Genomic DNA, 21640 nt, shown 5'->3' with positions numbered 1-21640 from the left:
AAGGGCTCTCATGGGTGATCTGAACGACGACGCCGGACAGCGGGCGACCGCCGAGTGGATCGAACGGGGCGACGGTGGGCTCGGCGTCACCGACCTGCTGGCCAAGGTGGCGGCGACCGGCACACCCCCGCGGGCCGCCGCCCCGGTGCGGGACGTCGACGGCCTCGCCGCGGCCATCGCCGAGGCCGCGGGCCGCCACCTGCCCGGCGGCCACCTGGCACCCGGCGCCGACTTCTTCGACGCGGGCGGTACGTCCGTCCACGCGGTGGAGCTCGTCGCGGAACTGGAGGATACGCTCGGCATCGAGGTCGATCTCGACGACGTGTTCGCCGACGCCCGCCCGGTCAGCCTGGCACGGTGGTGGCTGCCGCTGGTGGCGGGGGAGGGCGGGGCAGAGGCCTTGACGGCTGCGGGTGGCCCCGCGTCATCCGCTGCGGCTCCGGCGGCCCACCGGGGCGTCGCCGCTCGGCCGGGGCCGGGGCCTGTCGGGCCCGCTGCGGGGCCGGGGCACGGCGCGGCCGCGGGCGGCCCGGCCTGCGCCGCGCCGGTTTCGGCGTCCGGCGTGCTTCCCCCGGAGGCTGCCGTCCCCCGCGCCCGCCAGGAGGACCTCGACCAGATCCTCGCCGACCTCGCCCTCGCCGACCGCCTGCCGTTCACGGACGTCCCCGAGCCGCTGCCGCCCCGCCGGATCCTGCTCACCGGCGCGACCGGGTTCCTCGGCAGCCACATGTTGCTCGACCTGCTGCGGCACAGCGACGCGCACGTCTGCTGCCTGGTCCGCGCGGCCGACGAGGAGGCGGCCACCGCGCGCCTCGGCGAGCAACTGCGCAGCTACCGCCTGCCCTGGTCATCCGAGGTGCGCCGCCGGGTGACCGTGCTGCCCGGCGACATCCGGCGCCCGCGGCTCGGCCTGTCGGAGGAGCTGTGGCACACCCTCGCCCACGAACTCGACAGCGTCGTCGGCGTGGCCGCGGCGGTGGACTTCCTGCGCGGCTACCACTCCCTGCGGAGCAGCAACGTGCTCGGCGCGCTGACCCTGGCCGAACTCGCGGCCACCGGCCGCCCCAAGCCGCTGCACCACATCTCCTCCATCGCGGTGTTCAACGAGGTCGGCATCACCTCCATGGGCGAGGACGACCCGCTGGCCCACGTCGACCGCCTCGTCTCCGGCTACGACCAGTCCAAGTGGACCGCCGAGGTGGCCCTGCGCCGCGCCCGCGACCACGGCCTGGTGGTCACCGCCCTGCGCCCGGGCGGCATCGGCGGCCACACGAAGACCGGCGCCTACAACCCGCAGGACCTGAGCAGCGGTCTCGTCTCGGCCTTCGGCCGCCTCCGCACCGTACCGGCGTTCCGCTATCTCAACGCGGCCCCCGTGGACTGGGTGAGCCGGGTCGCCGTCGCCGCTGTCTGCGCACCCGACGCATGGGGCTTCGACTACAACCTGACCGGCGTGCCCAACACCCTCGACGACGTCGTCCGGGACATGGCGCTCGGCGGTATGCACGTGCGCGTCCAGGACTGGGACGAGTGGCGCACCGACACCCTGGCCCGCCTGGAGACCGAGCCGGTCCCCGAACTCGACTTCCTCTCCCGGGTGTTGCGTAGCCCCACCGCGCTCAAGCTGTGCGAGGCCACCCTCAAGGGCCCGGCGGCCGGCGGCGAGCGCACCGCCGCGCTCGTCGAGGCGCTCGGCCTGCCGCCCGCCGCCCGCTACGACGCACAGGCACAGATGAGGACCTTCGAGAAGCTCGCCGCCGACGGCCTGGCCCGGTTGCCCCGGAAGGACGACCAACCGTACCTGTGGTTCACCGAGACGACCGAGGGCACCGTGGGCCCGGTCGGCGCCCCCGCGCAGACCCCGTGCTCGATGGCGCTCACGCTCTCCATCGCGAGCATGTACCAACTCGTGAAGGAGCGCCGGGTCGATGTCAGCGGAGAGGTCACCTGCCCCGCGATCAACCCCGAGCCGCTCACCGTCGAGCGCGGGGACGTCTGGGTCCGCCCCGAGGAGGGCATCCCGCAGCAGCACGGCCACCGGCACCAACTCCTGCGGTACCGGCTGAAGTTGCGCGACAAGGACGGCGGCCTGTGGTGGCTGGAGGGCCGCAAGTACGCCCGTGCCCGCCGCGATGTGTGGCGGCAGACCCGCGCCCTGACCGTCGAGATCGGCCGCGAGGGCGAGGCGGCGAGCCTGCTCGGCGAGGTCGTCGTGCCCGCCGACTCCTACGTCCGCGACCAGATCGACGGCATCCGGGTCGCCCCGCACCTGACCGGCCAGGAGAAGCGGGCCGCCAAGCTCACCTGGCTCGCCTGGTTCGGCCTGGAGATGGGCCGCGGACTGCTCGCCCCCTTCGCCCGGGCCGCCGCGGACCTGCTCGACCTGCGCCGCACCCCCACCCTCAGGGAGCACAACCGATGATCTTCAGGACCGCGAACCCCAGAACCAGCAGGCCGGCCCTGCGCAAGGTCCGCACCACCACCGAACTGCGCGCCCTGCGCCACCGCCTCGACCCGGCGGCCGTCGAGGAGATCCCGTTCCGTACCGGTGACGGCTTCCGGCTCGGCCTCACCCGTGTCGGCCCCGGCTCCGGCGACCGTCCCGCCGTACTGCTGCTGCACGGGCACACCGCGTCCGCCGACATGTTCCTGCTGCCCGAGACCCGCAACCTGGTCGACGTCCTGCTCGACGAGGGCTACGAACCCTGGCTGCTGGACTGGCGGGGCAGCCGGCGGCTGCCGTACAACGAGACCGGCCGCCGGTACACGTACGACGACGTGGCCCTGTACGACATCCCGGAGGCCGTCTGCCACGTCCGCGCCCGCATCGGCGAGAGGCCGCTGTACGTCGTCGCCCACTGCATCGGCTCCCTGACCCTGTCGCTGAGCATGACGGCGGGGCTGGTGCCGGGCCTGGCCGGCGTGGTGTCCCAGGGCGTGTTCCTGACCCCGAAGCTGGCCGGGCGCACCTCGCTGCGGATGACGGTGGCGGGGGAGCTGCTGAAGACCCGGATCGACCACATCCCGGTCGACTTCCGCCAGGTCGGCCTGTGGTCTAAGTACACGCCGCTGTTCGCCCTGGCCTCCCGGAAGGCGACCTGCCCGGACCCGACCTGCCAGATCCTGCACAACTCGGCCTGGGGTACGGGCGCCTCCCTCTTCGTGCACGAGAACCTCGCCGAGGCCACCCACGACCGGCTCGCCGAGCTCCTCGGCCCCGCGCCGCTGTGGATCCTGCCGCACCTGCGCCGCATCGAGCTGGCCCGCAGCGTCGTCCGCTGGCACGACACCGACCACCGCTACCGGGCCCTGCCGCCCAACGCGCTGGACGCGGCGGCCCGCATCGACACTCCCGTCCTGCTGCTCGCGGGCAGCGAGAACGGCCTGTGGCTGGACTCGCAGAAGCTGTGCCACGAGGTGCTGGCCCACCGGCAGCCGCAGCTGGACGTGACGTACACCGAGATTCCCGGGTACGGGCACCTGGACACGTTCATCGGCCGCGGCGCCGCCCTGGACGTCTTCGGGCACATCCTGGATTTCCTCGCCGGACAGCGGTGACGGCGAGCCGGTCGCCCGGCTACCCTACCGATCAGTAACCCGACCGCATCCAGGAGACACCCCATGCCGCAGCTCGAGGTCGACGGCGCAGCGCTGACGTACGACGACGAAGGCCCCCGCGACGGCGACGGCGTGCCCCTGGTGTTCGTCCACGGGTGGACGGCCAACCGGCACCGCTGGGACCACCAGATCGCGCACTTCGCGGAGAAGCGGCGGGTGATCCGGCTCGACCTGCGCGGCCACGGGGAGAGCGGCGGGGCGGGAGTGCCCACCATCGAGGAGCTGGCGAGGGACGTCCTCGCCCTCCTCGACCACCTGAAGATCGAGCGCTGTGTGCTGATCGGTCACTCCATGGGCGGGATGATCTCCCAGACCATCGCCCTGTCCCACCCCGAGCGGGTCGAGCGCCTGGTGCTGGTGAACTCCATCAGCCGGATGGCCTTCAGCCGGGGCCGCGGTCTGCTGATGGCCGCCTCGACCCTCGTGCCCTTCAAGCTGTTCGTCGCCGCCAACATCCAGCGGGCCTTCGCCCCCGGCTATCCGCGCGAGCGGATCCGGGAGTACATCCGGGCCTCGGCCGAGACCCCGCGCGAGGTGGTCATGACGCTGTACGGCGCCATGCGGGCCTTCGACGTCCTCGACCGGGTCGGCGAGATCCGCACGCCCACCCTGCTGGTGCACGGCTACCACGACATCCAGCTCCCGGTGAAGCAGATGCTCCGGATGGCGACGGCCTACCCGGACGCGGTGATCCGCATCATCGACGCGGGCCACGAACTGCCGGTCGAGAAGCCGGCCGAGCTGACCGCAGCGGTCGACTGGTTCGTGAGTCCCGCGTCCGTGGCCTGATCCGCCTGTCCGGCCGAGGGCGTTGGGGAAATCTTTGCCCGTGGCCGGTTCCCGGTGGACCGGCCCGGCGTGACGCCGATTCCTTAACCTCGCATGGGCAAAGCGCGGCCGAAACCGCACGGGGGGACCACCCGTTCAGGTTACGGCCGTGTTGACCGGCCGGAGCGCGGGGCACAGGCTCGCCGTACTAGGTGCTGGTTACAACTGGTTCCGTGGGCGTCGGCATCCACCCGGGAAAGGGGCAGGTGAGCCAGCCGCTTCCGACGGGCCGGAGGCAGGAGGTACGGCATGTGCGGCATCACCGGATGGGTCTCCTACGACCGCGACCTGCGCTCCGAGGCCGCGGCGCTGGACGCGATGACCGCGACGATGGCCTGCCGCGGCCCGGACGACCGCGGCACTTGGGCCGAGGGACCCGCCGCGCTCGGCCACCGCAGGCTCGCCGTCATCGACCTGCCCGGCGGACGCCAGCCCATGACCGCCGGCACCCCGAACGGAGCCGTCGCCCTCGTCTACTCGGGCGAGACCTACAACTTCACCGAACTGCGCGCCGAACTCACCGGCCGCGGCCACCGCTTCACCACCGGCTCCGACACCGAGGTCGTGCTGCGCGGCTACCTCGAATGGGGCGACGCCGTCGCCGAGCGCCTCAACGGCATGTACGCCTTCGCCGTCTGGGACGGCCGCCACGACAAGCTCGTGATGATCCGCGACCGCATGGGCATCAAGCCCTTCTGCTACTACCCGACCCCAGACGGCGTCCTGTTCGGCTCCGAACCGAAGGCGATCCTCGCCAACCCGCTCGCCCGCGCCCGGGTCGGCCTCGACGGCCTGCGAGAGCTGTTCACCATGGTCAAGACGCCCGGCCACGCCGTGTGGGAGGGCATGCGCGAGGTGGAACCCGGCACCGTCGTCACCGTCGACCGCTCGGGCCTCGCCACCCGCACGTACTGGCGGCTGGAGACCCGCCCGCACCCCGACGACCGCGACACCACCGTCGCCACCGTCCGCACGCTCCTGGAGGACATCGTGCGCCGCCAGCTGGTGGCCGACGTCCCGCGCTGCACCCTGCTCTCCGGCGGCCTCGACTCCTCCGCCATGACGGCGCTCGCCGCCCGGCAGCTCGCCGAGCACGGCGAGAAGGTCCGCAGCTTCGCCGTCGACTTCGCCGGACAGACCGACCACTTCGTCGCCGACGACCTGCGCGGCACCCCCGACACGCCCTTCGTGCACGACGTGGCCCGGCTCGCCCGCACCGACCACCAGGACATCGTCCTCGACGCACACACCCTCGCCGACCCCGCCGTGCGGGAGAAGGTGATCCGCGCCCGCGACCTGCCCATGGCCTTCGGCGACATGGACGCCTCGCTCTACCTGCTCTTCCGGGCCGTCCGCGACCAGTCCACGGTCGCCCTCTCCGGCGAGTCCGCCGACGAGGTCTTCGGCGGCTACCGGCACTTCTTCGACGAGGACGCGCGGCGGGCCGGCACCTTCCCCTGGCTGGTGCGCCACGGCCGGGACTTCGGGGACGACAATGACGTCCTGCGCGCCGACCTGGCCAAGGCGCTGGACGTGGAGGCGTACGTCGCCGACGGCCACCGCGCCGCCGTCGCGGCCATCGACCGCCTCGACGGCGAGAGCGACTTCGAGTACCGGATGCGGCGGATCTGCCACCTCCACCTGACCCGCTTCGTGCGGGCCCTGCTCGACCGCAAGGACCGCATGAGCATGGCCGTCGGCCTGGAGGTCCGCGTGCCGTTCTGCGACCACCGGCTCGTGGAGTACGTCTACAACACGCCCTGGTCCCTGAAGTCCTTCGACGGGCGGGAGAAGAGCCTGCTCAGGGAAGCGGTGGCGGACGTCATCCCGAAGTCCGTCCACGACCGGGCCAAGAGCCCCTACCCCTCCACCCAGGACCCGCTCTACGCCCGCGCCCTCCAGGAACACGCCAAGGACCTCCTCGCCCGCCCCTCCCACCCGGTCTTCGACCTCGTCGACCGCGAGAAGGTCGACCGCGCCGCCCACCGCGAGACGGCTCCCGTGAGCACCCAGGGGGCCCGCCGCGGCCTGGAACGCACCCTCGACCTGGCGGTCTGGCTGGACCTCTACCGTCCGGAGCTGTCGCTCGGCTGAGCATCCGGCTCCCCCCGCGCGCACGCTGCCGCCACGTGGTCACCCGGTCACGGCGGACGGGGTGTCCGCAGCGCAGGAGCTGCCGCTGGCCGGCAGGGAGCCGTACAGGAGGAAGTCGTCGACCTTGCGGTGGACGCACTTGGAGGAGGAGTAGCCGGTGTGGCCCTCGCCCCTGTTGTCGAGCACCACGGCCGACGGGCCGAGCCGGGCGGCGGTCTCCACGGTCCAGCGGTACGGCGTCGCCGGGTCGCCGCGGGTGCCGACCAGGAGCATCTTCGGCGTGTGGACGTCCTTGACCCGGTCGCGGATGAAGTCGGTGCCCCGCGGGCGGCCGTAACACATCACCAACTGGGTGAGCCGGTACCGGCCGAAGACCGGCGACGCCTGCTCGTACTCCGCGCGCAGCCGCTGGAGATCCCTGCTGATCTGCCCGGCGGCGGGACGGTCGGGGTCGTCCGCGCAGTTGATCGCCATCAGGGCGGCCGTGAGGTTGTCCGCGGGGACGTCGTCCGCGTCGACGAGCCCGCCGTCGCCGGCCCGGCCGGGGGAGAGCGCCATGCCGCCTGAGGCGAAATTCTCCACCCCGCGCGTGTCCCCGTCCTCGACCAGGGAGGCCAGGGCCCGCTCCAGCAGGGGCCACAGCTCCCTGCTGTACAGCGCCTGCCCGATCGCGCCCACCAGGTCCTGGCCGGAGAACCGGTCGCCGAAGGCCGTGGGCACCGGATCCTCGTCCATCGAGTGCACCAGACGGACGACCTGGTCCCCGGCCGCGCGCCGGTCCTGCCCGAACGGGCAGGCGAGGTCGGTCACGCACCAGTCCAGGAAGTCGTCCAGTGCCGTCTGCTGCCCGGCGGCGCCCGCCACGCCCTGCTCGGCCAGCGGTTCGGTCAGCGTGTCCACGCCGTCCAGCGCCAGCCGGCCCACCTTGTCGGGGAACTGGGTCGCGTACACCGCGCCGAGCCGGGTCCCGTAGGAGAAGCCCAGGTAGTTCAGCTTCTTGTCGCCGAGCGCCTGCCGCATGACGTCCAGGTCCCGGGAGGCGTTGACGGTGCCGATGTACGGCAGGACCGGGCCGGAGTGCTGGGCGCACTCGGCGGCTGCCTTCCGCACCTGCTCCAGAACGGCCTGTGGATCGCCGGGGTCCGCGGCGTCCTCGGTGGCGGCGAAGGCCTCGTCGGACCCCTCGCCGCAGCTGACGGGGGAGGACCGGCCGACGCCGCGCGGGTCGAAGGTGACCACGTCGTAGCCGTTGGTCAGGCCCATGAAGTCCTTGCCGCCCCGGGCGAGTTCGGGTATGCCCGCACCGCCCGGTCCGCCGAAGTTGAGCAGCACCGAGCCCCGCGACCTGCCGGTGGCCCGGTAGCGGGCCAGCGCCACCTCCAGCGTGCCCGCGCCGGGACGGGCGTAGTCGAGCGGGACGGTGACCTTGCCGCACTGCAGGTCCTTGGGCATGTCCGGGCCCTTGCAGGCCGACCACGCGACCTTCTGCCGGTAGAAGGGGGACAGGTCGGGCTGCGGCTCGTCGGCCCCCACGACGGGCAGCCCCGCTCCCAGCAGGGCCAGCGCGACGGCTCCGACGCCCGCGCAGTGCCGGGCGGCGCGCCGTGTGGACAGCTTGGCCAGCATCGATGCCTCCAGGGTCGCCCCGCTGCGGACCGGGGACAGCGCCTCTCGCTCACCATAAGCGGGCCCCGGAGGGCACGCCTCCGGGCGTGCGCAACGGTCCGCGGTGCCCTACCCTGCGCACGCTCCGTGACCATTCCGGGACTTTGCGTACGGTTCGATAACCGGGCCACTCGATGGGGTGAAAGGCCGATAAGCCATAACTCGGATCGGGTCCCCGGCGTTTGATCCGGTGCGGGTGAGTGCCCGCGACCATGTCTGGAAGGCAGGGAACCTATGAGACGGGTTACCCGGAACGGTGTGATCGCCGTCGCCGCCGCATGCGGCGCGATGGCCGCGACGATGCCGGTGTCTGCCGCCTTCGCGGCCGACGGCGCCTCCGCCGGCGGTTCGGCGGCCGGCTCGACCGGGGTGATCTCCGGCAACACCGTCCAGCTGCCGGTGCACGTGCCGGTGAACGTGTGCGGGAACACCGTGAACGTGGTGGGGCTGCTCAATCCCGCCACCGGCAACACCTGCGCCAACGCGGGCGGTGCCGAAGCGGGCGGTGGCGGCGGGTCCGGCACCACGGCCTCCGGCGGAGCGTCCGCGAGCGGTGGCGAGCATGACTCCCCGGGTGTGCTGTCCGGCAACGGCGTCCAGCTCCCCGTCCACCTCCCGGTGAACGTCAGCGGCAACTCCGTGAGCGCGCCCGGCGCCGGCAACGCGGCCGAGGGCAACGAGTCGGTGAACGCCCCCGGCGACCAGCCCCGGCAGCCCACGCACCCGGCCCCTCGGCCGACCGTTCCGGCCAAGGCCCACCCCGCTCCCGCGGCGCCCCACGCGGCCCTGCCGCAGCCAGGGGCGGCCCTCGCCCGCACGGGAGCGGACGACATCGCGCCCGCCGTAGCCGCGAGCGCCGCGCTCCTGCTGACCGGCGCGGTCCTGTACCGCCGTTTCCGCTCCCGCCCGGAGAGCTGACACCGGCCACCATTCCCACCCCCGAAGGCCCCACCGGACCCCCGGCCGGTGGGGCCCGGCCGTACGGCGGCCCAGTCGCCTCCGCCTCCCTCAACGGCCACACGCGAAGAAGCGGTTGGGGCCGGCCAACGGCTCGATCCCGGCGTAGCGGATCGGAGGGTGATCGGGAAGGATGCTGCGGGCGCGACGGATCATCGTGCCGCCCGGCACCACCCACGGACCCGACACCCACGGAATGGAGCGCACCGATGACCTCTCCGGCCCCCCAGGACCTCGTCATCACGCAGGCCACCCTCGAGGACTGGCCGGTGATCAGCGGGTGGGCGGCGGACGAGGGCTGGAACCCCGGGCTGTCCGACGGCCCCGCCTTTTTCGCCCAGGATCCCGAGGGGTTCTTCCTCGGCCGGATCGACGGCGAGCCGGTCTCGGCCATCTCCGTGGTCAACTACGGCCCCGACTACGCCTTCCTGGGCTGCTACCTGGTCCGCCCGGACCTGCGCGGGCGCGGCCACGGCATCACCATCTGGAAGACCGCCCTGGCGCACGCCGGAAACCGTACCGTCGGCCTGGACGGAGTCGTGGCCCAGCAGGACAACTACCGCCAGTCCGGCTTCGAACTCGCCTACCGCACCATCCGTTTCGCGGGCACCGCCCCCGAGGCGGAGGTGCCCGCGGGCGTCCGCCCGGCCGGCCCCGCCGACCTGGCCGCCATCACCGCCTACGACAGCGCCTGCCACCCGGCCGACCGCCCGCGCTTCCTCGCCGAGTGGCTGACCACCCCGCAGCACCGGACCGCCGTCCGCCACGACGGCGAACGCCTCACCGGCTACGGCGTGATCCGCCCCGCCCGCGACAGCCTGCGCATCGGACCGCTCTTCGCGGACACCGCCGAGGACGCCCGGGCCCTGTTCGCCGCCCTCACCGCCGGCGCCGCCGGAACGGAGGTCGCCGTCGACGTGCCCGAGACGAACACGGCGGGCGTGGCACTGGCCGAGGCGGCCGGCTTCACCCCCTCGTTCGAGACGGCGCGCATGTACACCGGCCCGGTGCGCCCGTACGCGACGGAGCGCGTGTTCGGCGTGACCACGCTCGAACTCGGTTAGAGCCTTGCCCCGTCGCCCCACCCGGCCCCGGATGCTGGAGAACGCCTGGGCTGCCATCCGCTGACCACGACGACGTCGTACCTGTACGGGGCGTAGGGCGTCGCCGCCGCGCCACCCGCTGTGCTCGAGGTCAGCGGAGCGCCTTCGAGCGGTCCAGCGCCGCGACGCCCGCCGCCGCCAGGCCGATCTGGACGAGCCACTCGATCCAGTCGACCCCCTTGGTGTCGGCCACCCCGAAGCCGGCGGCGATCGCCGAGCCCAGCAGGGCGGCGGCGATGCCGACCACGATCGTCCACAGGATGCCGATGTGCTGCCGCCCCGGGACGACCAGGCGGCCCAGCACACCCATGACGACGCCGATGACGATGGCGCTGATGACGCCTGAGATCCCCATCTCCGCCCCTCTTCGTCGAGATCCCCGCTGTTGTCCAACTGCCCGCTCCGGGGAGAAGCAGTCCGTTCCGCCCGGTACCTGTGCATGCCGGGACTTTCTGTTCACCGAGCCGTCATGCCATGTACCTTTCAATCGATCGACGCGTGTAGAACCCTCAACTCGGTACCACGCGCACAGACTTGGCGCCGCACCGTCTCTACCCCGCCCCACACGGAGGTTCGCCGGATGCTTGGACCGAGGAGATCCCGCCGCCGAGTCGCCACCGCCCTGGCCGGATTCGGGCTGCTCGTCATGGGAGCGGCCCTCCAGGTCAGCACCACCGCGACACCGGCCAACGCGGCCACCACGCACGGCATGGGCACCCTGGCGACGTACTCCAACCTCAACGCCGCCTCCGGCTGCACCCGGCGCAGCTTCGGCCTCAGCGGCTACGCGGGGCAGACCGTCACCCTGAGGTTCACCGGCACGGAGGGCTCCGAGCTCCAGACGTCGTTCGTTGTCGACGACACGGCGCTCAACGTGAGCTGACGTCCTGGGGCCCGGCCGCCCCAGGGCCGGGCCCTACCGCATCACGCCGCCGGAACCGTCCGCTCCGGCGTGTTCCAGCCGGAGATCCGCACCCGCGGCGCCGAGCCGTGCAGGTCGGCCGTCCGGTAGGTGGCGGTCAGCGTCACCGACTCGCCCGGCCAGAGGCTCACGTCGTTGTCCGACCAGCGCACCGGCAGCACCGGCCTGCCCGCCGCGTCGACGACATGCACGTCCGTCAGCAGCGACGGGGTCTTCCCGCTGCCCGTGGCGCGCAGGGTCACCGTGGTGGTCGACGTACCGTCCGACGAATCGGTCGACGCCGTCGCCGACACCGGCGCCTGGGCCATCGAGGCCAGCCCCTTCAGGTCGGCGTAGCTCGTGGTGGGCGTGTAGTACCAGTCGGTGTTGTCCCAGTCGAGCGTGTCCGGCTCGGTGGAGAGCCAGTACACGTTCCGGCTCACCTCCTCGCCGGTGGAGTCGGTCAGCGTCAGGCGCACCAGGTACGTCGCCGACAGCCCGCTCACCGAGGAGGGCAGGGTGAGCACGGTGCTGTGCGCGCCGTCCCCGTTCACCGTCACCCCGGTGACGGTCCGGTCGTACTTCTGGGTGCCGTCGGGGTTGAACAGCGTGGCCCGCACGGTGAGTCCGGAGGCGGCGGCGTGCCGGTTGCCGATCACGACGACCGAGCGGTTGTCGTAGGAGTACTGCACGTGCAGCGGCTCGTTCGCCTTCTTGGCCCCGAAGTAGGCGCCGCCCTGGTCCAGACAACGGTCCATCAGTTGCCAGTGCAGGGACGTCCAGCCGCTGTTGAACATCCAGTACACGACCCCGGTGGAAGGCTTGGAGGAGTCGGTGGCGTTGCGCTCGTACGCCTCGAACTGGGCGCGGACGGCCTCGTACTGTGCGAGCTGCGCCTTGCGCACGTAGTCGGTGAGGCTCGTCGGGGCGCCGTAGCGGCCGGTGAGCGCCTTGTCGTAGATCTTGAGGGTGCCGAAGACGGATGACGGGGAGCGGTGGTACTGCCTGTCGCCCGGGTTCTTCCAGAGTGTGTCCAGTTCGGCCGGTGTCATCATCCGGCGCAGCGTGTCGAGGGTGGGGATGTCGGGGCCCGCGCTGGTCTCGGAGTTGAAGCCGGTGGCTCCGCCCTCGCGCTTGGCGTACCAGTAGTCCGGCGGGATCCAGTCGTAGGGGCCGGTCATCTTCATGCCTGAACTGCCCAGCTGCGGCGATGACTTGTCGGATGCGGCGGCGACCACGGGGGTCGGCCAGTCGGCGGCCTTCAGCGCGTCCAGGTAGTTCTTCTCGATCGTGGCGTCGGGTGCGAAGTCGCTGCCGATCAGGAAGGAGATCACGCTCGGGTGGTCGCGCAGCCGGGCGGCCTCGGCGGCCATCGAGGCCTTGGCCACGGGATAGTCGGCCGGCGTCCACTTCTCGCCGGACTCGCCGCTGCCGTTGACCTGGCCCTCCCACTTGTCGCAGCACTCCCAGCCGGGCAGCGTCAGGATGCCGTACCGGTCGGCGAGGTCGAAGAACTCGTCCGGCTCGATGTGGCCTTCCAGGCGGATGGTGTTGAGGCCGAGGTCGAGGGCGTACTTCAGCCGGTCCTCGACATAGGTGGCGTCCCAGCGCAGGAACTCGTCCGGCGACCAGCCGCCGCCCTTGACCAGCAACGTGCGGCCGTTGATCCGGTACTGGCGGGCACCGTCGGAGTTCAGGGGCGCCTGTACGTCCCGGATGCCGAAGCGCTCGTGCGCGGTGTCCGACACCGTGCCCGAGACGGACGCGGTGAGGTCAAGGCCGTACAGGGGCTGTCCGCCCATGCCCGCCGGCCACCACACCTTCGGGGACGTCAGGTGCAGACCGGGAACGTCGGCGGGGGTGAAGGTCACGGTCTTCGTCTCGTGCGGGGCGAGCGTGACCGTCTTCGCGAACGAGATCCTGCCGATGCCGCCGGTGACCTGGGCCGTGACGGCCGCGTCCGAGTCGTTGCGGGCCCGCGCCTTGACCGTCAGGTCCGCCGAGCTCAGCGACGGGACGTCCAGCTCGGTCACCACGTGCGCGTCGCGCAGCGCGACCGGGCCGCCGCGGCGGACCAGGACGTCGCGCACGATGCCCATGTTCTGGTCGGGTGGCGGCTGGAGCCAGTCGATCCAGCCCATGGTCAGGTTCTTGTTCGGTTCGTTGGGCCGGATGCGGAAGGCGACCGAGTTCCTGCCGGACCTGACCAGTGAGGTGACGTCCAGTTCGTGATGGGTGTAGGCGCCGGTGACGTCCGCCGCCTTGGCGGCCTGCTTGCCGTTGACGTACACGTCCGCCGCCGAGATCACCCCGCTGAAGTCCAGGTAGGTGCGCTGCCCGGGGTCGGCGACCGTGAAGTCGGAGCGGTACCACCACGGGACCTGGAAGTCGGATTTGGGGATCTTCTGCTGGTTGGTGGAGTAGAAGGGGTCGGCGTGGACGCCGTTGGCGAGCAAGGCCGCCAGGACGGTGGAGCGGGGACCCGCCGGGTACCAGCCGGCCGCCGGGTAGCCGGGGGAGGAGACGGCCGACGGCGAGTCGCTCACCTTCCCCGTGGACTGGATCGCGAAGCCGGAGAGGGGGGTGCTGGTTCCGGCGGCGGACGGGACGCGGGTGGTCCGGGCCTGCCCGTGCGGCGGGGCCGGATGCCGGGAACCGGCCCAGGCGCCGGAGTTGAGCGAGCAGAGCAGGCCCAGGGCGACGGCGGCCGTGGCGAGGCGGCGGCGGGCGGCGGGGCGAGGGAACACGGCGGTCTCCAGCCTCGTAAAGTTAGGAAACTTTACTAACCTGGCTCAAGCTAGGGCTGCGAGTGGGCCGTGTCAATCACCGTGGCCCGGGTGGGAATTGCTGTGACCCGGACGACCTGCGCTCGAACACCACCTCCCGCGCCGTCCCCAGCGCCGTCGCCACCGCGCCGAGGAGCACCGCGTCCTCGCCCAGCCGGCTCGGGGCGATCTTCGGCCGCAGCGGGGTCAGGGCGCGCAGGTGCTCCCGCACCGGCCCCAGCAGCAGGTCCACGCTGTGGCCGACGCCCCCGCCCAGCACCACCAGGTCGGGGTCGAGCACCGCGGCGGCGGCCGCCACGGTGTGCGCTATCCGCTCACCCTCCAGCTGCACCGCCTGACACGCCGCCGGGTTTCCCTGCCGAGCCGCGTCGAACACCGCCTTCGCGGTGAGCTGCCCGCTCATCCCGAACCGGCGCGCCGCCTCCACGACGGCCACCCCCGACACGGCGTCCTCCAGCCGTTCCGGCTTCTGCTGCCCCGGCCACGGCAGGAACCCGATCTCCCCGGCCAGCCCGTGCGCCCCGGTGAACAGCCGCCCCTCGCTGACGACCCCCATGCCGAGACCGGTGCCGATCAGGATGTACGCGAACAGCCGGCTGCCCGCGCCGACCCCGTACGTGTACTCGCCCAGGGCGGCCAGATTCGCGTCGTTGTACACCTCCAGCGGGACGCCCAGCTCCTCGCGCAGCCGGTCCAGCAGCCCGGCGCGGCCCCAGCCCGGCAGGTGCATCGCGTATCGCACCCGCCGCTGCTTCTCGTCGTACACGCCGGGCGTGCCCACCACCCCGTGCACCACCTCGGCCGGGTCCACGCCGGAGCCCGCGACCACCTGCCGGGCGGCCGAGACGACCAGGTCGGCCAGCGCCTCGGAGCCGCGCGCCCGGTTGCGTACGTCGGCGCGGGCGACCGGCGTGCCGTCCAGGTCGGCGACGGCCACCCGCAGCCAGCCGCGGCCGACGTCCACGCCGAGCGCGTACCCGGCGGCCGGATCGGGGGCGTACAGGACCGCGGTACGGCCGCGTTCGGGGGCGTGGGTGCCGGCCTCGCGGACCAGCCCGGCGGCCTCCAGGGAGGCGAGCGCGCTGGAGACGGTCGGCTTGGACAGGCCTGTCTCCCGGGCCAGTTGGGCCCGCGACGCCGCGCCGAGCCCGCGCAGCCGGTCGAGGAGCAGCCGCTCGTTGGTACTGCGCAGACGCTGCCGGTTCCAGGGCTGCTGCTGCTCTACGGCGTCGCTGGCGGGCATCCGACCATTCTCATGCATTCCCGGCGCCTACTTGACGCGTCTAGTAAGTCTCCTTAACTATATCGGCCACTCGGCCAACTCGGCCCCGCCGGGCGAGCCCCTCTCCCTGCCGCGCGTCAGGAGTCCCCATGTCCGGTAGCCCGCCACCCACGGGTGGTTTCGTCCGCCGCGTCGGCCTGTTCCAGGCCACCACCATCAACATGAGTCAGATGTGCGGGATCGGTCCGTTCGTGACGATCCCGCTGATGGTCGCCGCGTTCGGCGGCCCCCAGGCGGTCATCGGCTTCGTCGCGGGCGCGGTGCTCGCCCTGTGCGACGGCCTCGTCTGGGCCGAGCTGGGGGCCTCGATGCCCGGCTCCGGCGGCAGTTACGTCTATCTCCGCCAGGCCTTCCAGTACCGTACCGGGCGGCTGATGCCGTTCCTGTTCGTGTGGACGGCGATGCTCTTCATCCCGCTGATCATGTCCACGGGCGTGGTCGGCTTCGTCCAGTACCTGGGCTACCTGGCCCCGGACCTCGGCAAGACCCCGGGCGACCTGATCGGCCTCGGCGTCATCGCCCTGGTCGTGATCCTGCTCTGGCGCGGCATCGAGCACATCGCCCGCATCACCGCCGTGATGTGGGCCGTGATGATCGCCTCGGTGCTCCTCGTCATCGTCGCGGCGGCCACGGACTTCAGCCCGCACCTGGCCTTCACCTACCCGGCCCACGCCCTCGACCTGACGAGCGACCACTTCTGGCTCGGCTTCGCCGCGGGCCTGACCATCGGCATCTACGACTACCTCGGCTACAACACCACCGCCTACATGGGCGCCGAGATCAAGGACCCCGGCCGCACGCTGCCGCGCTCCATCCTCTTGTCCATCCTCGGCATCATGGCGATCTACCTGCTGCTGCAGATCGGCACGCTCGGCGTCATCGACTGGCACCGGATGACCGACCCGCACGACATCGCCGCCACCTCGGTGGCGTCGGCGGTCCTGGAGAAGACCTGGGGCAAGGGGGCCGCCGACACGGTGACCGTCCTGATCCTGATCACGGCCTTCGCGTCGGTGTTCACGGGCCTGCTGGGCGGCTCGCGCGTCCCCTACGACGCGGCCCGCGACCGTGTCTTCTTCCGCCCGTACGAGAAACTGCACCCCCGGCACCGCTTCCCGATGCTGGGCCTGGCCACCATGGGCGTGATCACCGCGGTCGGCTTCCTGATCGGCCGCCACACCGACCTGGCGACCCTGATCCAGCTCCTCACCACGGTCATGGTGATCGTCCAGGCGCTGGCCCAGATCATCGCGCTGAGCGTCCTGCGCAGGCGCCAGCCGGCTCTCCGCCGCCCGTACCGGATGTGGCTCTACCCCCTGCCGAGCATCGTGGCCTTCGCCGGCTGGTGCGTGATCTACGGCTACGCCGACAGGAACTCCCCGGGCCGCCACCCCATCGAGTGGTCGCTGGCCTGGCTCGCCCTGGGATGTGTGGCGTACGGCGTCTGGGCGCGGCTGGAGAAGGTGTGGCCGTTCGGGCCGAAGGAGATCAGCGAGGAGTACCTCACCGTGCCGGCGGCGGAAGCGGAGCCCGCCGGGGCCTGACGACATGAACGCGTCGCGGGGCCGGTCCGCCGACCACGGACCGGCCCCGCTTCCTCCCTCCAGAGGCTCTTCGGTTACGGCATGGGAGTGCTCTTCGCCGCCGTACCGGCGCACATCAGCCCGAGGATCACGGCCAGCGCGCCGATGATGACGTTGTTGATGATCACGCCGGCGTCCGGGCCGCTGCCCACGACCCACGGCGCGATGATCATCCAGACACCCATGGCACACATGGCCCAGCTGAGGCCGTACATCCGTGCCGGGGTCGTGGTGAATCCGAGGGCCAGCAGGCCTATCGCGATGCCCATGATCAGGTTGTGGGTCACGAGTGCGGGCTGGCTCGTCGTGTAGTGGAGGATCCACGGCGACGCGGCGCAGTACAGACCGAGCAGGAACACCGGTCCGTCCACGAGCGCCACATCACGACCGCCGAGCATGCGGGCGTACCGTGCCCGCATTTCGGATACATCGGGGTGGCTCGTTATGTCACCTCTGTGCGAGACGTTGGCCATGACTCGTCTCCTTCTTGACTGTGCAGGCCTGACCGCGTCCGGTGCGGTGCGGTAAGCGCCGCTTACCTACCATTCTGCTCTTATTTTTTCCTTATGTGTAGGCTCGTGCGCTGCGGAAGCGTGCCAGGCCGTCGGACAGGTCGACGATCGGCTCCGGGTAGTCGATGGCGGTCCGGGCCGGGCCCCGCGGTTTCCACGGCTCGTGCACCGAGGAGCCCTCCAGCGGCCCCAGTTCCGGCACCCACCGCCGGACGTACACGCCCTCGGGGTCGTACCGCTTGGCCTGGGTGACGGGGTTGAGCACGCGGTTGGGGCGGGTGTCGGTGCCGGTCCCGGCCATCCACTGCCAGTTGAGCTGGTTGTTGGCGAGGTCGCCGTCCACCAGGAAACGGAGGAAGTGCCGGGCGCCCACACGCCAGTCGACGTACAGCGTCTTGGTCAGGAAGCTCGCGGTCAGCAGGCGGCAGCGGTTGGGCATCCAGCCCTCGTGGCGCAGCTGGCGCATGGCCGCGTCCACGACCGGATAGCCGGTGCGTCCCTCCCGCCAGGCCTCGATGTCGTCCCCGGCCGTGCGCTCGGACCGCCAGCGGTCGTGCTTCGTACGGTAGTCGGCGCGGGCGGCGGCCGGCCGTGCGGCCAGGACCTGGCGGTGGAAGTCGCGCCAGGCGAGCTGCCGTACGAAGGCCTCGGCGCCCGGGCCGCCCGCCCTGCGGGCCCGGTGGACGACTTCGACGGGGGAGAGCGTGCCGAAGTGGAGGTGAGGCGAGAGGCGGGAGGTCGCGTCGCCGGCCAGAGCGTCGCGGTGGTCCGCGTACGCGGCGATGCCCCCGCGCAGCCAGGCGGCGAGCCGCTTGCGGGCCTCCGTCTCGCCGCCCGCGGCCAGCCCCTGCGACACCCCCGGCAGCGCGGCACGGGAGGGGAGACCCTCCGAACCGACTCCGTCCGGCACGGGCACCGTCCGGGGCGTGCCGAGCGCGTCCCGCAGCCGCTGCCGCGACCACTGCCGGAAGTACGGCGTGAACACCGCGAAGTGGTCCGAGGAGGCCGGGGCGGGCGCGCCGGGCGCGACCGCCGTGGTCACCGTGTCGTGCACGTGCAGCCGGCGCCCGTCCGCCTCCAGGGCACGCCGCAACCGCTCCTCACGGCGGTGCGCGTACGCGCTGACGTCGGCCGCCATGTGCACCTCGTCGGCATCCGCCTCGGCCGCCACCTCGCGGACCTCGTCGACGACGTCACCCGACCGGACGACGAGCCGCCCGCCGCGCCCGCGCAGACCCGCGTCCAGATCCCGCAGGCAGTCGGCGAGGAACGCCAGCCGGTTGGGCGCGGCGAAGCCGGCCGCGTCCACGCCCCGGTCGCGCACGAAGAGGGGGACCACCTGGCGTGAACCGTCCAGGGCGGCCCGCAGGGGCGGGTGGTCGTGCAGGCGCAGGTCGGAGGTGAACAGGACGACCGAGACGTTCATGGCGCGGCTCCGGGGCGAGACGGTGTGGACGGTCAGCGGCTTCCGGCCCGGCGGCCGCTGAGGATTTGTCAGGGCAGCGCTGCGCGTTCCCCCGTGAGGGTGGGCGGGGTGCGGGTGGCCGCGCGTGCGATGTTGCGGGCCATACCGGCGAACACCAGGGCGTGGAACGGCGACACGCCCCACCAGTAGACGTGGCCGAGCAGCCCGTGCGGATGGAACAGGGCCCGCTGGCGGTACCGGCTGCGGCCGGTGCCCTCCGGCTCGGCGTACATCTCCAGCCACGCCAGGCCCGGCAGCCGCATCTCGGCCCGCAGCCGCAACAGGTGCCCCGGCTCGATCTCCTCGACCCGCCAGAAGTCCAGCGAGTCGCCCGCGCGCAGCCGCTGCGCGTCCCGGCGGCCCCGGCGCAGGCCGACTCCGCCGACCAGCCGGTCCAGCCACCCGCGCAGGGCCCAGGCGAGGGGGAAGGAGTACCAGCCGTTGTCACCGCCCACGCCCTCGATCACCCGCCACAGCGCGTCGACGGGGGCGTCCACCCCCGCCTCGCGGTGGTCGGTGTACAGGCTGCCGCCCGCCCAGTCGGGGTCGGTGGGCAGCGGATCGCTGGGCGCGCCGGGCACCGAGGCGGAGGACCAGCGCGTGGTGACGTCGGCCTCGCGGACGCGTCGCAGGGCCAGCCGGACCGCCTCGTCGAAGCCGAGCGGGTGTCCGGCAGGGGCGGGCACGTACCGCGTGATGTCCTGCCCGCGGCAGACCACCTCGTGCCGCAGCGACTCGGTGAGCGGCCTGGCGATGGACGCGGGAACGGGAGTCACCAGGCCCACCCAATGGCTGGACAGCCCGGGCGTGAGCACCGGCACGGGGACGATGAGCCGCCGGGGCAGGCCCGCCGCCTTCGCGTACCGGATCATCATGTCCCGGTACGTCAGGACGTCCGGGCCCCCGAGGTCGAAGCTCCCGCTGACCTCCTCCGGCATGCGCGCGCTGCCGACGAGGGCGCGCAACACGTCCCGCACGGCGACAGGCTGGATGCGGGTGCGCACCCACCTCGGGGTGACCATCACGGGCAGTCGCTCGGTGAGGTAGCGGAGCATCTCGAAGGAGGCGGAGCCGGACCCGATGATGACCGCGGCCCGTAGGACGGTGACGGGCACCCCCGAATCCAGCAGGATGCGGCCCACCTCCGCCCGCGACCGAAGGTGCGGCGACAGTTCGTGCTCCGGCACGCCCGCCGGGGTGAGGCCGCCGAGGTAGACGACACGCCGGACGCCCGCGGCCCGGGCCGCCGCCCCGAAGATCCGCGCAGCGCGGCGGTCGGTCTCCTCGAACTCCCTGCCCGTGCCCAGCGCGTGCACCAGGTAGTAGGCGACGTCGACGTCCCGCATCGCCGCGGCGACCGAGGCGGCGTCGGTCACGTCTCCCCGGACCTCCTCCGCCTCGCCCGCCCATGGATGGTCGCGCAGCTTGCCGGGGGAGCGGGCCAGGCAGCGCACCCGGTGGCCGGCGGCCAGCAGCTCGGGCACGAGCCGGCCGCCGATGTACCCCGTGGCACCCGTCACCAGGCACCGCGGTCCCGCTCCGGCGTGGTCACTCTTCATGGGTCGTCCGCCCTTCCTGCCGGCGCGTGCCGGCTCCTCCTGGGACCACTTCCACGCGGGCGGGGTGTTCGGACGCACCGTGCGGACATCGCCGCCGATCCGGGACATGTCCGCGCCGATCCGGGGCAGCCGGAGTAATACACGTGGTGAACGTCCCGTACCCCCATCGAAACCGGAGGTGACCAGCCGCTATGGGCGCGAAGGTGTTGGAGCGGTTCCCCGCGGGAGCTCCGCGCGGATCGTGGCCGGCGGAGGAGTACGCGGCCCGGCGCCGGGCTGAGGGCGAACCCGCGACCGTGGTGATGGACCTGAAGTCCGACGCGTTCCTCGTGGTGGTGCGCACAGGAGAGGACAAGGCCGCCTAGCGCGGTCCGGGCAGCGCTCCGCCCAGCTCGCGCGCCCGGCGCACGAACGCCTCGTGCAGGTCCCGCGCCGCCTGCGGCACGGACTCCGCCCGGCGGCGCTGGAGCATCAGCAGCACCCGCGTGGTCTCGTCGGTCAGCGGCCGGTGGGTGAGCGCGCCGCACCGCTCCAGCGGGTCCCCGACGACACTGAAGTCGGGCAGTACCGTCGCCCCCAGCCCCTCGGCGACCATCAGCTTGCCCATCTCGGCGCCGTCGGTGGAGTACGAGAAGGACGGGGTGCGGCCGGCCAGCAGCCGGTGGACGTAACGGTGCATCACATATCCGGTGCGCATCGCGATCAGCGGCACGCCGAGCAGGTCCTCGACCGAGACCGCCGCCAGGGAGGCCAGCGGGCTGTCGGGGCGCACGCATACCACCGGACGGCCGCGCAGCAGCTCGGCGGACTCGAAGCACGCGGGTACGTCGTCCCCGTCGAGGTGGTTCACCAGCCCCAGGTCGAAACCGCCCTCGGACAGCCCCCGGTGGATCTCCGCCTGCTGCGCGCCCACCACCTCCACCTGCGTGACCGGGTGAGCGGCCCGGAAGTCCCGGACCACCGGGATGAGCAGGGGCACGGTCGCCGCGTTGACCGTGCCTACCCGCACCATGCGGCTGACCCGGTGCTGCTCGCCCGCGGCCGACCGCAGCCGGTCCACCGCCTCCAGTACGCCGACGATGTGCGGCAGCAGCTCCCGGCCCTCCGCGCTCATCCTGGCCCCGGATCGCTTGCGCTCCAGCAGGTCGACTCCGAGCTCCCGTTCGAGGTTGCGCACGGTCTCGCTCAACGCGGGCTGGGAAAGCCGCAGTTCCTCGGCGGCCCGGCGCAGAGAGCCGAGCCGGGTGACGGCCGCGATGTATTCCAGCTGTTCTATCCGCACGACCG

Annotated in this window: 16 protein-coding genes and 1 pseudogene; 9 read left to right on the top strand and 8 right to left on the bottom strand. The window is 72.5% G+C overall.

Going from position 1 to position 21640, the window contains the following annotated elements; genetic code table 11:
- Nucleotides 1–10: 10 nt before the first annotated feature.
- The 4 genes from ACIBBH_RS15565 to asnB all read left to right on the top strand — a co-directional run bounded on the left by ACIBBH_RS15565 (nucleotide 11) and on the right by asnB (nucleotide 6540).
- Nucleotides 11–2422: a thioester reductase domain-containing protein gene (locus ACIBBH_RS15565; protein WP_399404764.1), complete on the top strand. Its 2412-nt coding sequence runs from the start codon at nucleotides 11–13 to the stop codon at nucleotides 2420–2422.
- Nucleotides 2419–3558, top strand: coding sequence for an alpha/beta hydrolase (locus tag ACIBBH_RS15560; protein ID WP_399404763.1), 1140 nt, complete (start codon nucleotides 2419–2421; stop codon nucleotides 3556–3558). The genes ACIBBH_RS15565 and ACIBBH_RS15560 overlap by 4 nt, the downstream gene beginning before the upstream one ends.
- Nucleotides 3559–3621: 63 nt before the next feature.
- On the top strand, nucleotides 3622–4407 hold the full coding sequence (locus ACIBBH_RS15555) for an alpha/beta hydrolase (RefSeq protein WP_399404762.1): 786 nt from the start codon (nucleotides 3622–3624) through the stop codon (nucleotides 4405–4407).
- Nucleotides 4408–4695: 288 nt separating this feature from the next.
- The gene (asnB, locus tag ACIBBH_RS15550) at nucleotides 4696–6540 is read left to right on the top strand and encodes an asparagine synthase (glutamine-hydrolyzing) (RefSeq protein WP_399404761.1); all 1845 of its coding nucleotides are present in this window, start codon (nucleotides 4696–4698) and stop codon (nucleotides 6538–6540) included.
- 39 nt (nucleotides 6541–6579) lie between these two features.
- Here the strand turns inward: asnB and ACIBBH_RS15545 are convergent, their stop codons facing one another.
- Nucleotides 6580–8166 carry an alpha/beta hydrolase gene (locus ACIBBH_RS15545; RefSeq protein WP_399404760.1) on the bottom strand — a complete coding sequence of 529 codons (1587 nt, stop codon included), beginning with the start codon at nucleotides 8164–8166 and terminating at the stop codon, nucleotides 6580–6582.
- A gap of 273 nt (nucleotides 8167–8439) precedes the next feature.
- Between ACIBBH_RS15545 and ACIBBH_RS15540 the strand changes: the two genes are divergently transcribed.
- Both ACIBBH_RS15540 and ACIBBH_RS15535 read left to right on the top strand, forming a co-directional pair.
- The gene (locus tag ACIBBH_RS15540; protein ID WP_399404759.1) at nucleotides 8440–9123 is read left to right on the top strand and encodes a chaplin; all 684 of its coding nucleotides are present in this window, start codon (nucleotides 8440–8442) and stop codon (nucleotides 9121–9123) included.
- Nucleotides 9124–9371: 248 nt separating this feature from the next.
- Nucleotides 9372–10226 carry a GNAT family N-acetyltransferase gene (locus ACIBBH_RS15535; protein WP_399404758.1) on the top strand — a complete coding sequence of 285 codons (855 nt, stop codon included), beginning with the start codon at nucleotides 9372–9374 and terminating at the stop codon, nucleotides 10224–10226.
- 130 nt (nucleotides 10227–10356) lie between these two features.
- On the opposite strand, the gene ACIBBH_RS15530 is transcribed toward ACIBBH_RS15535, so the two are convergent.
- A complete protein-coding gene (locus ACIBBH_RS15530; protein WP_399404757.1) occupies nucleotides 10357–10620 on the bottom strand; it encodes a GlsB/YeaQ/YmgE family stress response membrane protein in 264 nt (87 codons plus the stop codon).
- Nucleotides 10621–10974: 354 nt separating this feature from the next.
- Between ACIBBH_RS15530 and ACIBBH_RS15525 the strand changes: the two are divergent.
- Nucleotides 10975–11148, top strand: a pseudogene (locus ACIBBH_RS15525) (hydrolase); the annotation flags it as partial.
- Nucleotides 11149–11189: 41 nt separating this feature from the next.
- Here ACIBBH_RS15525 and ACIBBH_RS15520 read toward each other — a convergent pair.
- Nucleotides 11190–13913: a glycosyl hydrolase 2 galactose-binding domain-containing protein gene (locus tag ACIBBH_RS15520; protein ID WP_399404756.1), complete on the bottom strand. Its 2724-nt coding sequence runs from the start codon at nucleotides 13911–13913 to the stop codon at nucleotides 11190–11192.
- Nucleotides 13914–13989: 76 nt separating this feature from the next.
- Entirely contained in the window at nucleotides 13990–15195 is a 1206-nt protein-coding gene (locus ACIBBH_RS15515) for an ROK family protein (protein ID WP_399404755.1), read from the bottom strand.
- 128 nt (nucleotides 15196–15323) lie between these two features.
- Here ACIBBH_RS15515 and ACIBBH_RS15510 point away from each other — a divergent pair, with 128 nt between their 5' ends.
- Entirely contained in the window at nucleotides 15324–16778 is a 1455-nt protein-coding gene (locus ACIBBH_RS15510; protein ID WP_399404754.1) for an APC family permease, read from the top strand.
- A gap of 74 nt (nucleotides 16779–16852) precedes the next feature.
- Here ACIBBH_RS15510 and ACIBBH_RS15505 read toward each other — a convergent pair whose 3' ends face one another.
- The 3 genes from ACIBBH_RS15505 to ACIBBH_RS15495 form a co-directional block, all read right to left on the bottom strand.
- Complete coding sequence (locus ACIBBH_RS15505) at nucleotides 16853–17290, bottom strand: SPW repeat protein (RefSeq protein ID WP_399404753.1); 438 nt, start codon at nucleotides 17288–17290, stop codon at nucleotides 16853–16855.
- 91 nt (nucleotides 17291–17381) lie between these two features.
- Nucleotides 17382–18755, bottom strand: a complete 1374-nt coding sequence (locus ACIBBH_RS15500; protein ID WP_399404752.1) for a cryptochrome/photolyase family protein — start codon at nucleotides 18753–18755, stop codon at nucleotides 17382–17384.
- Between the two features lie 68 nt (nucleotides 18756–18823).
- Nucleotides 18824–20353: an SDR family oxidoreductase gene (locus tag ACIBBH_RS15495; protein ID WP_399404751.1), complete on the bottom strand. Its 1530-nt coding sequence runs from the start codon at nucleotides 20351–20353 to the stop codon at nucleotides 18824–18826.
- A gap of 191 nt (nucleotides 20354–20544) precedes the next feature.
- On the opposite strand from ACIBBH_RS15495, the gene ACIBBH_RS15490 reads away from it, so the two are divergent.
- A complete protein-coding gene (locus ACIBBH_RS15490; protein ID WP_399404750.1) occupies nucleotides 20545–20718 on the top strand; it encodes a hypothetical protein in 174 nt (57 codons plus the stop codon).
- On the opposite strand, the gene ACIBBH_RS15485 is transcribed toward ACIBBH_RS15490, so the two are convergent.
- On the bottom strand, nucleotides 20715–21635 hold the full coding sequence (locus ACIBBH_RS15485) for a LysR family transcriptional regulator (RefSeq protein ID WP_399404749.1): 921 nt from the start codon (nucleotides 21633–21635) through the stop codon (nucleotides 20715–20717). The genes ACIBBH_RS15490 and ACIBBH_RS15485 overlap by 4 nt on opposite strands.
- Between the last annotated feature and the right edge of the window lie 5 nt (nucleotides 21636–21640).

Origin of the sequence: Streptomyces sp. NPDC051636, from assembly GCF_044453765.1 — a bacterium.
Lineage (GTDB): Bacteria > Actinomycetota > Actinomycetes > Streptomycetales > Streptomycetaceae > Streptomyces.
Note: the sequence above shows the minus strand (reverse complement) of the source record. Positions and strands in the feature narration are given on the sequence as shown.